We start from the raw sequence: 13,508 nt of genomic DNA, 5'->3' as shown, positions 1-13,508 counted from the left end.
CGTTAACCATCCCGTATATGAAGCGCGGAGGGTAAACATCAAGTGAATGCCGCCCGCAGCGTCATCCGGCGGCATCGCGCCGCCAACTTGCGAATTGCTGGACTTGCCGCCCGCCTGATGGCACCTTCGTGACATGAGACAGCGTGCTTGCCAGCCTGGATATGCGCCATGACGGCCAATGACGACTTTTCCGTGGTGGCGCCCTTCGAAGTTCGGGCGAGCGCGGAACAGCGGGTGCCCTTCGTCTTCAACTCGCCGCACAGCGGCCGGCACTATCCCGAGCGCTTCCTTGCCATGGCGCGGCTCGATCGCGACGCCATCCGCCGTTCGGAAGACTGTTTTGTCGACGAGCTGTTCGGCGGAGTGGTCGGGCTCGGCGCGCCATTGCTGGCGGCGAATTTTCCGCGCGCCTATCTCGACGTCAACCGCGAGCCCTGGGAGCTCGATCCGCGCATGTTCGTCGAGCCGGTGCCGCCCTTCGCCAATATCCGCTCGGCGCGGGTGGCCGGCGGGCTCGGCACGGTGCCGCGGCTGGTGGGCGAGGGGCTCGACATCTATCCCGGCAGGCTGCCGCTGGCGGAGGCGATCTGCCGTATCGAGGCGATCTACAAGCCATATCATGACACGCTGAAGCGGCTGCTCACGCGCACCCATGCGCGTTTCGGCTTTGGCGTGCTGATCGACTGTCACTCCATGCCCGCCAGTGTGCGCAGCGGCGAAAACGGCATTCGGCCGGATTTCATCGTCGGCGACCGCTTCGGCACATCAGCCTCGCGCGCTCTCACGGAGGCGGCGATCGGCTTGCTGATCTCGATGGGCTACACGGTTGCACACAACAAGCCATATGCCGGCGGCTTCATCACCGAACATTACGGCCGCCCGCCGCGCAATCTCCATGCGCTGCAGATCGAGATCAACCGCGGCCTCTACATGAACGAGCGGACTTTTCAGCGCTCGGCGGGCTTCGATGCGCTGGCCGACGATCTCAGCCGCTTCTGCGCCGACCTGATGTCCATTCCCGACGACGACATCCGCGATCTGCCACTCGCCGCCGAATAGCGGACGCGACCCAACCGACCAGCTGAAGCCAAGACATCTCAAAAAAAACCGCGCCGTTCGCACAGCGCGGTCGAAGTCTAGGGAGGAAACGCCCAAGGAGGGCATTGGACAGCCAGGCTGTCTGACTGAAAGGTTATTGTGCACTGCACAAAAGTCAAGCGACATTCACGCTTTTTTAAGCCGCTGCACTGTGGCAAATCGTATGCGAACAGGAACCATGCTTGCGCAGGATCAGGAGGGGCGATTGCCAGTCACGGTGGATTTCATGCGGCGGATCGCCGAAGCTGCGGCGGCGGAGACCTTGCCGCGATTTCGTCGGCAGAACACTGTCTCCAACAAGGAGGCAGGCGGTTTCGACCCGGTGACGGAGGCCGACCGCGAGGCCGAACGTGCCATTCGCGCGCTGATCAACGCGGAATATCCGGCGCACGGCATTCTTGGCGAAGAGCACGGCAACGAGAATGTCTCGAGCAGCCATGTCTGGGTGATCGATCCGATCGACGGCACGCGCGCCTATATTTCCGGCCTGCCGGTGTGGGGCACGCTGGTGGGGCTCACGGTGGATGGCGATGCGGTTGCCGGCATGATGTCGCAACCGTTTACGGGCGAGCTGTTCTATGCCGATGCCAACGGCTCCTACTATGAGGGGCCGGGCGGCACCCGCAAGCTTTCGACGCGCAAGACAACCTCACTTGCCGATGCGACGCTCTTCACTACCACGCCTGCGCTGTTCAAGGGCGAGAAGCGCGCGCTGTACGACCGGCTGGAAAAGCAGGTGCGCCTCGCACGCTACGGGACCGATTGCTATGCCTTCGCCATGGTGGCCGCCGGCCATGCCGACATCGTCACCGATCCGGGCCTGCAGCCCTATGACATCGTTGCGCTGATCCCGATCATCGAGAAGGCGGGCGGCGTGGTCACTACCTTCACCGGCGAGCCGGCCGAGAAGGGCGGCGACATTCTTGCGGCCGCCACGCCGGAACTGCATGCCGCGGCTATGGAGTATTTGCGGGGCTGACCAGCCAGTCGCAGGCGCCAAGCCGCGGATGAGAAAACCTCACATCACCGGCGCGTCGCTGCCGGGCACGAAGGCATCGAAGGCCGCGAGCAGCTGCTCGCGGTAGATGTCGGCTTCCTGCAGCAGTTCGTGGCGTGCGCCGCGTATGGTCAGCATCGAGCCGACGCGCAGCCGCGCGGCATAGGCCTCGATGGCATAGCTCGAAACCACCGCATCGGCACCGGCGGCGACCAGCAGCATGGGGATCTGCAGTCGCGCCATGAAATCGGGCTCCTGCGCACGGGCGATGGCGTTACTGGCGGCACGGATCCAGGCCAGCGTCGGGCCGCTGACGGCCAGTTGCGGATAGGTCTCGTAGAGAAGGCTGTTGCGCTCGTAGCGCCTTTGGTCACTGGTCAGCTTGTTCTGGTCGAAAGGCTCGGCTTTTCGCGTGTCGCGCCCGCCGGGCGCATAGAGCCGACCGAGCCCGGCCCCGCAACAGAAGGAAGCAAAGCGTCCCAGAGCCTGCATCGATAACGGTGACTTGGCGAGCGCCAGAAACGGCGCCATCAGGACCATGCGGCGGATGCGGTTCACCAGGGAGGGAGCGGCGAGCAGCGCAACCAGCGCCCCGGTCGAATGCGCAAGCAGGTAATAGGGGCCGCGGCAGTCGGGCAGCACGACCTCGGAGAAGAACTGCTCGAGATCACGCTCGTAGTCGTCGAAGCTGCGAACATAGCCGCGTGCGCCGTCGTGCAGCAGGCGATCCGAGGCACCCTGGCCGCGCCAATCCAAAGTGGCGACGCCGAACCCACGCGCGGCGAGGTCGCGGATGGTCTCGAAATATTTCTCGATGCTTTCGTTGCGCCCGGCCAGCAGCACCACCGTGCCGTTCAGCGGCCGCGCTGTTGGGGGGAAATGGGCATAGCGAAACTTCTTGCCGTCGCGTGCCGTGAGGAAGCCGCAGACGCCGCCGTCCGGCCTGGGATTTCCGGGGATGTCGTAAAAGAGATCCGTCATCGCTTCGGCTGCGTGAGAGAAGGGGCGCCACTGTACGACCTAAAGCTGTAGCAGCGAAAAGCAAAGAAATTCCGACCGTCGGCGGGGAAAATAGAGGCCGGAAGCAGCAGACCTACTTCCGGCCTTAGTCGATCCGGGAGGAAGGGACGTGACACCCGGGGTCGGACCTCTCGACTGGGGTTCTGGGAACCGCAATCGCGATGTCGAGAAAACACTAGCGCGGCCGGCCTGAACGCAGCCCGAAGACGTGGTTCATGCTGCGTTCATCGAGGCCCGGGCTTGGTGCACTGGCCTGGGAAGCCCGTCGTTTGCGGCACTGCTTTTGCAACGAAGACGAGCCCTTGAAACCTCGCAGGGCGCCACCCAAATGACTGGAGCGGTCGCCGACAACCGGGGCCGCTGACCGCACCGAAACGCCATAACGGGTTTCATGCAGGCCACACGCAAACCATGTTGCTCAACTGGAGAACAGAACCATGCGTCACGTTGATTTCTCGCCGCTTTATCGCTCGACCGTCGGTTTCGACCGGCTTTTCACCATGCTCGATTCCCTTGGTCAGCCTGAAAGCGGCCAGACCACCTATCCCCCCTACAATATCGAGCGTACGGGCGAAGATTCCTATCGCATCAGCATGGCTGTAGCCGGCTTTTCGGAGACCGACATCGCCATCGAGGCCCATCGTAACGTGCTCAGCATCAAGGGCGAGCGCAAGGATGAAGGCACTGGCGAAGGCTCCGAAATCCTCTATCGCGGCATTGCCTCGCGCGCTTTCGAGCGCCGCTTCCAGCTTGCCGACCATGTCGATGTCGTCGGCGCCAAGCTGAAGAACGGCCTGCTGCACATCGACCTCAAGCGGACGATCCCCGAGGAACTCAAGCCTCGCAAGATCGAGATCGGTTCCGTGGACAAATCGGCCAAGCAGATCGAGGCCAAGGCCGCGCACTAAAATCTGAAGCGCTCCTCCCGAGCAAGGCGGCGCCCATTGGGCGCCGCCTTTTTTTTCTTGCCGGCCGATTCCGGATCAGGCGATCAGCGCGCCGAAACGGTCCACTTCCTCGGCGGTCGTGGCGAAGCTGGTGACGAAGCGGCACATGGTCTCCTCGGCGCCGATCGGGTCTGTGTAGCTGCGCGGCGTGTTCCAGGGATAGAACACAGCGCCGGCGTCGTTGAGTTCCTTCATGGTCGTCTTGGGCATGACCGCGAAGACCTCGTTGGCCTGCGGCCGCCAGGCAAGGCGAACCCTGCCGGAAGCCGCGATGGCATCGGCAAGCTTGGCGGCCATCGCGTTGGAGTGACGCGCGTTGTCCAGCCACAGGCCGTCGGCCAGATAGGCGTCGAACTGCGCGGCGATGAAACGCGACTTCGAGAAAAGCTGCGCCGCCCGCTTGCGCAGGAAGCCGAATTCGCGCGCTTTCGACGTGTCGAACAGGACGACCGCCTCGGCGCACCAGCAGCCGTTCTTGGTGCCGCCGAAGGAAACGATGTCGACGCCGCGCTTCCAGGTCATCTCGGCCGGCGTCGTGTCCAGTGCCACCAGCGCGTTGGCGAAGCGCGCGCCGTCCATATGCAGCGGCAGGCCGCGCGTCTTGGCGACGGCCGAGATCGCGTCGAGCTCGGCCAGGCTGTAGACGGTGCCGACTTCGGTGGCCTGCGTGACGGAAACCGCCATCGGCCGGCCCGAGTGGACGGATTCCGGTTCGAAATGGGCCATGGCGTGTTCGAGGTTTTCGGCCGTCATGCGGCCGAGCGGGCCATCGACGGCGCGCAGCCGCGAGCCGCCGGTCAGGAATTCGGGCGCGCCGCACTCGTCTTCGAGCATGTGCGCCTCGCGATGCATGAAGGAGACGCCGCCAGGCTGGTTGAAGGCCGCTAGCGACAGCGAGTTCGCCGCCGTTCCGGTGCCGACGAAGAACACCGAAACCTCGCGCTCGAAGATCTCGTTGAAGCGCTCGCCGACCTTCCGGTCGATGTCGCTGGTGCCATAGGCCGAGGCGAAGCCCGCGGTGTGGGCCGAAAGGCCGTCCGCGATCTTGGGATGGGCGCCGGCCCAGTTGTCAGAGGCAAAAAACATGTTCTTGTTCCGGGGGATGCGAGTTGAAAACCGGGCCGACCTTGGCCGGTTTCGGGGCGATTTCGCAAGAGCTAACGCATAACCCCAAAAATCGAAAACGATTTTTGGAAAGGATTATGCGTGGATTCAGAGTCTACAGCGCCCTTTGCGCGCCCTTCGGCGCGCGGCGCTGTAGAGCATAAAATTCCGAATGCCCGGCTACGCCAGCCCAGAATGGCCTCAAAAATGGCCGGGCGGAAAGTTTCGCCTCATCTTCATTGGAAGAAATTTTCTTTCGCGCATCGCGCTGATTTTTTGTGAATCGGTCTTGTGTGACGGAAAGAATTCTGCGATAAGCAAATTAGGACAGCAGTGCTGTCTTATTTTCCGCGCAAACACCTGCCGGACTTGGGCTATAGTGCCTGGTCCGGCTGTCGCTGCGTCTGATGTGTGGAACATCGGCCCGATTGGCCCGTTTCGCGCATCTGCCGGGGATGGCATGCGATCCAATCGACATGCCTGTGCCGGGGAACGTCTATAACGGCTGCTGCCGACCTTCGGATGAGACCGACAGCCTGGCAGCGTATGTGAAACGCCCGCGAGGGCAGGAGAGATCGAAAGAAGAAGACGATGACGGACATGACGACATCTGTGACGACGCAGCCTTTGGCGCACGCGCAGACGAAAGCCATGGCCGCCAAACGTACTACCACCCAAACTACCCTGCGAACTCCCACCGGCCTCAATGCGCAAGGCCTTTATGATCCGCGCAATGAGCACGACGCCTGCGGCGTCGGCTTCATTGCCAACATGAAGGGTCAGAAGTCGCACAAGATCGTCGAGGACGGTCTGTTCATCCTCAACAATCTCACCCATCGCGGCGCGGTGGGCGCCGACCCGCTGGTCGGCGACGGCGCCGGCGTGCTGGTGCAGATTCCCGACCGCTTCTTTCGCGAGGAGATGGCGGCCCACGGCGTCGAGCTGCCGCCCGCCGGCCACTATGGCGTCGGTCATTGGTTCATGCCGCAGGATGCGGCCATGCGCGATCATATCGACGACATCATCCGCGAGTCGGCGCAGTCCGAAGGCCTGCCGGTCCTCGGTTTCCGAGACGTGCCTGTAGACAACTCCTCGCTGTCGAAGGCGCCGAACATCGTCGCCGCCGAGCCCCATCACCGCCAGGTGTTCATCGGCCGCACGCCCGATATCGATGACGACGAGGAATATGAGGCCCGGCTCTATCTGCTGCGCAAGGTGATCTCGGGCCGCATCTATGCCGAAAACGACAACAAGGACGTCGGCGCCTACTGCGTGTCGCTGTCGGCGCGCACCATCGTCTACAAGGGCATGTTCCTGGCCAACCAGGTCGGAGCCTATTACAAGGACCTGTCGGACCCGCGCTTCGAGACGGCGCTGATCCTCGTTCACCAGCGTTTTTCGACCAACACCTTCCCTTCGTGGAAGCTGGCGCATCCCTATCGCATGGTTGCGCATAATGGTGAGATCAACACCGTGCGCGGCAACAACAACTGGATGGCGGCGCGCCAGGCTTCGGTCGACTCGGAGCTGTTCGGCAACAACATCTCCAAGCTCTGGCCGATCTCCTATGAGGGCCAGTCGGACACGGCCTGCTTCGACAACGCGCTCGAGTTCCTGTTCCAGGGCGGCTACACGCTGGCGCACGCCATGATGATGCTGATCCCGGAAGCCTGGGCCGGCAACAAGCTCATGGATGACGACCGCAAGGCCTTCTACGAGTATCACGCGGCCCTCATGGAGCCGTGGGACGGCCCGGCGGCGGTTTGCTTCACCGACGGCCGCCAGATCGGCGCCACGCTCGATCGCAACGGGCTTCGCCCCGCGCGCTACATAGTCACCGACGACGACCGGGTGATCCTTGCCTCGGAGGCCGGCGTGCTGCCGGTCGAGGAAAAGCACATCGTCCAGAAGTGGCGCCTTCAGCCAGGCAAGATGCTGCTCATCGACCTCGAGAAGGGGCGCATCATCTCCGACGAGGAGATCAAGTCGGAGATCGCGGCCAAGCATCCCTATAAGAAGTGGCTCGCCAACACCCAGCTCATCCTCGAGGAGCTGAAGCCGGTGGCGCCGCGCGAACTGCGCAAGGATGTCTCGTTGCTCGATCGCCAGCAGGCCTTCGGCTACACGCAGGAAGACCTGAAGCTCCTGATGTCGCCCATGGCCACCACCGCACAGGAAGCGGTGGGCTCGATGGGCACCGACACGCCGATCTCGGCAATGTCGGACAAGGCCAAGCTGCTCTACACCTATTTCAAGCAGAACTTCGCGCAGGTGACCAACCCGCCGATCGACCCGATCCGCGAGGAGCTGGTGATGAGCCTTGTGTCCTTCATCGGACCGCGGCCCAACATCTTCGACCTCGTCGGCACGTCGCGCCGCAAGCGGCTGGAAGTGCGTCAGCCTATCCTGACCAATGGCGACCTGGAGAAGATCCGCTCCATCGGTCACACCGAGGATCGCTTCGACACCAAGACCATCGACATCACTTACGCGGCTAACGAGGGCGCTGCCGGCATGCCGGCAGCCATCGAGCGGCTGTGCGAGCGTGCCGAGGCGGCGGTGGCCGGCGGCTACAACATCATCGTGCTTTCGGACCGCCAGGTCGGGCCGGACCGCATCGATATCCCGACGCTGCTGGCGACGGCAGCGGTGCACCATCACCTGATCCGCAAGGGCCTGCGCACCGCGGTCGGTCTCGTGGTCGAGTCGGGCGAGCCGCGCGAGATCCATCACTTCTGCTGTCTTGCCGGCTACGGCGCCGAGGCGATCAACCCGTATCTCGCCTTCGACACACTGGTCGACATGCACCGCCGCGGCGAGTTCCCGCCGGAGGTCGACGAGCACGAAGTGGTGGGCCGCTACATCAAGTCGATCGGCAAGGGCATCCTGAAGGTCATGTCCAAGATGGGCATCTCGACCTACCAGTCCTATTGCGGCGCGCAGATCTTCGACGCCGTCGGCCTGAAGTCGGACTTCGTGGACAAGTATTTCACCGGCACCGCCACTCTGATCGAGGGCGTGGGGCTTGAGGAAATCGCCACCGAGACGGTGCGCCGTCACGCCGATGCCTTCGGCGACGACCCAATCCTGCGCAACTCGCTCGAAGTAGGCGGCGAGTACATGTACCGCATGCGCGGCGAGGCGCATATCTGGTCGCCGGATGCGGTCGCCTCGCTGCAGCACGCCGTGCGCAAGGGCTCGTGGGAAACCTTCAAGGAATTCTCCGAGCAGATCGACTGCGAGACTGCGCGGGCCCAGACCATTCGCGGCCTGTTCGACATCAGGCTCGCCGAGCAGACCGGCCGCAAGCCGGTGGCGCTCGACGAGGTGATGCCGGCTGCCGAGATCGTCAAGCGCTTCTCCACGGGCGCCATGTCGTTCGGCTCGATTTCCCGCGAGGCGCACACCACGCTGGCGCGTGCCATGAACACGATCGGCGGCAAGTCGAACACCGGCGAGGGCGGCGAGGAACCGGACCGCTACCTGCCGCTGCCCGACGGCAAGCCCAATCCCGAACGTTCGGCCATCAAGCAGGTGGCTTCCGGTCGCTTTGGCGTTACGGCGGAATATCTCGTCAATTCCGACATGATGCAGATCAAGGTCGCGCAGGGCGCCAAGCCGGGCGAGGGCGGCCAGCTGCCCGGCCATAAGGTCGACGCGACGATTGCCAAGACCCGTCACTCTACGCCGGGTGTGGGCCTGATCTCGCCGCCGCCGCACCATGACATCTATTCGATCGAGGATCTGGCACAGCTGATCTACGATCTGAAGAACGTCAATCCGGCGGCCGACGTGTCGGTCAAGCTCGTCTCCGAAGTCGGCGTCGGCACGGTCGCCGCCGGCGTCGCCAAGGCGCGCGCCGACCACATTACCATTGCCGGCTATGACGGCGGCACCGGCGCGTCGCCGCTGACCTCTCTGAAGCACGCCGGTTCTCCGTGGGAGATGGGCCTTGCCGAGACGCACCAGACCCTGGTGCTGAACGGTCTGCGCAGTCGCGTGGCGCTACAGGTCGACGGTGGCTTGCGTACCGGCCGCGATGTCGTCATCGGCGCGATGCTGGGAGCAGACGAGTTCGGCTTCTCCACCGCCCCGCTGATCGCGGCGGGCTGCATCATGATGCGCAAGTGCCATCTCAACACCTGCCCGGTTGGCGTCGCCACCCAGGACCCGGTCCTGCGCAAGCGCTTCAAGGGCACGCCCGAGCACGTCATCAACTACTTCTTCTATGTCGCGGAAGAGGTTCGCGAGCTGCTCGCCAAGATGGGCTACACCCATCTCGATCAGATCATCGGCAACACCGATCTTCTGGAGAAGCGCGCCGTCATCGAGCACTGGAAGGCACGCGGACTGGACTTCAGCCGCATCTTCTACAAGCCCATGGCGTCGGCCGAGCAGATGCACTGGACCGAGCGGCAGAAGCACCCGATCGACGATGTGCTCGACCGCAAACTGATCGAAATGGCCAAGCCCGCTCTCGACGCGCGCCAGCCGGTGACCATAGAGACGGAAATCCGCAACGTCGATCGCTCGACCGGCGCGATGCTGTCTGGCGAGGTGGTCAAGCGCTTCCGTCACAAGGGTCTGCGCGAGGACACCATTTCGGTGAAGCTGACCGGCACCGCCGGGCAGTCCTTCGGTGCCTTCCTTGCGCGTGGCATCTCGTTCGAGCTGATCGGCGACGGCAATGACTATGTCGGCAAGGGCCTTTCGGGCGGCCGCATCGTCGTCCGTCCGCCGGAAGACACCAAGATCGTGCCCGAGGAATCGATCATCGTGGGCAACACGGTGCTTTACGGCGCAATCGAGGGCGAGTGCTACTTCCGCGGCGTCGCCGGCGAACGTTTCGCCGTGCGCAACTCCGGCGCGGTGACGGTCGTCGAGGGCGTGGGCGATCACGGCTGCGAGTACATGACGGGCGGCGTGGTGGTCGTCATCGGCAAGACAGGGCGCAACTTCGCGGCCGGCATGTCGGGCGGCGTGGCCTATGTGCTGGACGAGGAAGGCGATTTCGCCGAGCGTTGCAACATGGCCATGGTCGAGCTCGAACCGGTTCCGGAAGAGGACGACATGCTCGAGAAGCTGCATCACCATGGCGGCGACATCGCGCACAAGGGTCGCGTCGACGTTTCCGGCGACATGTCCAGTCACGACGAGGAGCGCCTCTACCAGCTCATCTCGAACCACGTGCATTACACGGGCTCGACGCGCGGCAAGCAGATCCTCGACGATTGGACGACCTTCCGGCCGAAATTCCGGAAAGTCATGCCGGTCGAGTATCGCCGCGCCCTCATCGAGATGGAGCGTATGCGCATGGGCATGGCGGCGGAATAACGCCAGCCTTCGCTGTCGACGACGGGCGGCAGAGGTGCCGCCCGATGCCGTCGCCTCCACCGAGATTGCGTTGATGCCGCGTCATTGCGGCCACCCACGAACAAGAGCTTTGAAATGGGTAAGGTTACAGGTTTCCTCGAGATCGACCGGCAGGTGCACAAGTACCAGCCGGCCTCCGATCGCATTCGCCACTTTCGCGAATTCACGCTGCCGATGTCCGACAAGGAGGTCGAGAAGCAGGCAGCCCGCTGCATGGATTGCGGCATACCGTTCTGCCACGGCCCGACCGGCTGTCCGATCCACAACCAGATCCCGGACTGGAACGACCTCGTCTATAATGGCGATTGGGAGAATGCGATCCGCAACCTCCATTCGACCAACAACTTCCCCGAATTCACCGGCCGCATCTGCCCGGCTCCTTGCGAGGAGGCATGCACGCTGAACCTCGAGGACATTCCGGTCGCCATCAAGACGATCGAGCAGGCGCTCGCCGACAAGGCGCATGAGCTGGGCATGATCCGTCCGCAACCGCCGGAAAAGAAGACGGGCAAGCGCGTCGCCATCATCGGCTCCGGGCCGGCCGGTATGGCCGCGGCCCAGCAGCTCGGCCGCGTCGGACATGAAGTGCACGTCTATGAGCGCGAAAGCCGCCCCGGCGGCCTGCTGCGCTACGGCATTCCGGACTTCAAGATGGAGAAGCACCACATCGACCGCCGCGTCGAGCAGATGAAGGGCGAGGGCGTGACCTTCTTCTGCAACGTCAATATCGGCGTCGACAAGAAGGTGTCGGAACTGCTCGCCGAGTACGACGCCGTGCTCTACTGCGGCGGTTCGGAAACGCCGCGCCCGGCTAACATCCCCGGCGGCGATCTTGAAGGCGTGCACGACGCGATGCCTTTCCTGGTCCAGCAGAACAAGCGCCTGGCGCAGGAGGACATCGGCTCGGTGGCCTGGAATGCCGAGCCGATCATCGCCAGCGGCCAGCATATCGTGGTGGTGGGCGGCGGTGACACCGCTTCCGACTGCATCGGCACGGCGTTCCGCCAGGGCGCTGTCCGCGTGACCCAGCTCGACATCCGCCCGCAGCCGCCGGAGAAGGAAAACAAGCTCGCGGTCTGGCCCTATTGGGCGACCAAGATGCGCACCTCCTCCAGCCAGGCCGAGGGCGCCGAGCGCGAATTCCAGGTCGCCACGCTGGAGTTCATCGGCGAGGAAGGCCAGCTCACCGGCGTGAAGTGCTGCGAGGTGGACGACAAGCGCAAGCCGATCGCCGGCACGGAATTCGTCATCCGCGCCGATCTTGCCTTTATCGCCATCGGCTTCGCCGGTCCGATTTCGGGTGGCGTCACGGCGGAATTGGGTGAGGCGCTGAAGACCCACTTCGACAGCCGCCGCTCGACCAATGTCGAGGCAAATGACCGCGACTATCGCACCAGCGTCGATCGCCTCTATGTGGCGGGCGACGTGCGGCGCGGCCAGTCACTGGTGGTGTGGGCCATCCGCGAGGGCCGTCAGGCCGCACGTTCCATCGACGAAGCGCTGATGGGCACCACCGTCCTGCCGCGCTGACAAGGTCCGGCATGCGAACACGAAAAAGGGCGCCATTGGCGCCCTTTCTCATTTGTGTGAGAGGCGGTACTGCCCCCTTGGATCAGTGAGCGACGGCTTTTGCCCCATCTGGCGCGGCAGGTTTGGCCACGGTCCTCATCGGCGGGGGAGGACCAGGCTCAGCGACTGCCGGCGAGGAAAAATCGTCGGCGCGGCCTGGTGAGGCGGCGGGTGCGATGCCCTGGATCAACAACTTGTCGCTGGGCGTATCCGGGTCCGGCTTTCCGCGCTTGGGACCGATCTGTGCCCCGAGCAACTCGCCGTCGCCGTCAAGCGCCGGATCGTTCAGCGAGATCGGCGGCGTGCGGTCGACCGGAGCGGCCTTTTGGTGGCTTTGGGCCGGCGAGGGGATGTTCGGTCCGCCGCTGTGCGGGCCGGGCATGTTGGTGACGCCGAGGATCTTGTTCAGCGGCTTTTCGGCATAGAAGGCGAGCTTGCGTTTGCCGGCCTTGGTGAAGTTGATGCCGTCGTCCGAGCGCAGGCGAACCGGCTGGCCGTCCACGTCTGGACCTGTTGCGACGAAGGTGCCGTTCTCGTCGACGAAGCCGTCCCACACATCGATGAATTCGGCCCCCGCGCCCTCGGCGGCGGCGCGGTAGACGTCGTTGAAGGCCAGCATGTCGGCGGTCATCTTGGAGAATTTGAAAGCCGGCGTGCCTACCCAGATGAAGGGGACCTTCTTGTCGGTGAGGGCCTTGGCGAGTGCCTGGGCGCGGTGTTCGTATTCCTTGTCCCAACCTTCCGTCCGAGGCGCCTCGGAAACGTTGCCGACGCGCATTTGCTGGCGGTCGTTCGAGCCCAGCATGACCACTACAACCGACGGCTTCTCGGCATCGATCAGCGCGCCGGCCTGCTTGGGCCAGTCGTAATAATCCTCACGCACGAAGCCGGACGAGCCCTTGGAGCGATCAACGACCTTCACCTTCGCGTTCGCGGCATAGACGGTGGTCAGGCCCTCGGCGATGCCGCTGCCCATGAAATCGCCGATGACCAGCACGACCTTGGCATCGGCCTGCTTTTCCACCACAGGGGTCGGCGGTTCGGCCGGAACGACCCGATGCGGCTTGGCGGCGCCTTCGGGGGCTTTGTGCATCTTTGGCTTGATGGGCATTCTTGGCCTGACGGGAGGCATCTCGCCCGGGGGCGGCTCGTAGTAGCGCGGTTCGCGGCGCTGGAAGAACGGGGAGAAAAGATTGCGCAGTGTCCAGGGGCGATAGTAGGGGTCCTGCGCATGAGCAGGAGGAACAGCCGCACCCAAGCCGGTCGCAACCACGGCCAGGGCCAGAAGCAGCGCAGGCACCCAGGCTGGAACGACAAACCGTTTCCTTGGCAGCAATGCCGGCTCCCTTGCGTTCGGATCTCACGGCGCTGCGCTCGATCGCTACGCGCCGTGAGATTCT

Annotated in this window: 8 protein-coding genes; 5 read left to right on the top strand and 3 right to left on the bottom strand. The window is 63.9% G+C overall.

Features of this window, described 5'->3' with window-relative positions:
• The first annotated feature begins 168 nt into the window (after positions 1-168).
• Positions 169-1,059 carry an N-formylglutamate amidohydrolase gene (locus C7I85_RS12660; protein ID WP_106724349.1) on the top strand — a complete coding sequence of 297 codons (891 nt, stop codon included), beginning with the start codon at positions 169-171 and terminating at the stop codon, positions 1,057-1,059.
• A 217-nt stretch (positions 1,060-1,276) separates the two neighbouring features.
• Entirely contained in the window at positions 1,277-2,077 is an 801-nt protein-coding gene (hisN, locus tag C7I85_RS12655) for a histidinol-phosphatase (RefSeq protein WP_428832850.1), read from the top strand.
• A 39-nt stretch (positions 2,078-2,116) separates the two neighbouring features.
• Here the strand turns inward: hisN and C7I85_RS12650 are convergent, their stop codons facing one another.
• Positions 2,117-3,076 (bottom strand): alpha/beta fold hydrolase, encoded by a 960-nt coding sequence (locus C7I85_RS12650; RefSeq protein ID WP_106724348.1) that lies wholly within the window; start codon positions 3,074-3,076, stop codon positions 2,117-2,119.
• 476 nt (positions 3,077-3,552) lie between these two features.
• Between C7I85_RS12650 and C7I85_RS12645 the strand changes: the two genes are divergently transcribed.
• Positions 3,553-4,023 (top strand): Hsp20 family protein, encoded by a 471-nt coding sequence (locus tag C7I85_RS12645; protein WP_106724347.1) that lies wholly within the window; start codon positions 3,553-3,555, stop codon positions 4,021-4,023.
• A gap of 75 nt (positions 4,024-4,098) precedes the next feature.
• Here the strand turns inward: C7I85_RS12645 and C7I85_RS12640 are convergent, their stop codons facing one another.
• On the bottom strand, positions 4,099-5,148 hold the full coding sequence (locus C7I85_RS12640; RefSeq protein WP_106724346.1) for a threonine aldolase family protein: 1,050 nt from the start codon (positions 5,146-5,148) through the stop codon (positions 4,099-4,101).
• A 609-nt stretch (positions 5,149-5,757) separates the two neighbouring features.
• Between C7I85_RS12640 and gltB the strand changes: the two genes are divergently transcribed.
• Positions 5,758-10,500 carry a glutamate synthase large subunit gene (gltB, locus tag C7I85_RS12635; RefSeq protein ID WP_106724345.1) on the top strand — a complete coding sequence of 1,581 codons (4,743 nt, stop codon included), beginning with the start codon at positions 5,758-5,760 and terminating at the stop codon, positions 10,498-10,500.
• A 114-nt stretch (positions 10,501-10,614) separates the two neighbouring features.
• The gene (locus tag C7I85_RS12630; protein ID WP_106724344.1) at positions 10,615-12,069 is read left to right on the top strand and encodes a glutamate synthase subunit beta; all 1,455 of its coding nucleotides are present in this window, start codon (positions 10,615-10,617) and stop codon (positions 12,067-12,069) included.
• Positions 12,070-12,151: 82 nt separating this feature from the next.
• On the opposite strand, the gene C7I85_RS12625 is transcribed toward C7I85_RS12630, so the two are convergent.
• Positions 12,152-13,444, bottom strand: a complete 1,293-nt coding sequence (locus tag C7I85_RS12625) for an SGNH/GDSL hydrolase family protein (RefSeq protein WP_245444917.1) — start codon at positions 13,442-13,444, stop codon at positions 12,152-12,154.
• Positions 13,445-13,508: the final 64 nt, after the last annotated feature.

Source organism: Pseudaminobacter soli (ex Li et al. 2025) (assembly GCF_003012705.1).
Lineage (GTDB): Bacteria > Pseudomonadota > Alphaproteobacteria > Rhizobiales > Rhizobiaceae > Pseudaminobacter > Pseudaminobacter soli.
Note: the sequence above shows the minus strand (reverse complement) of the source record. Positions and strands in the feature narration are given on the sequence as shown.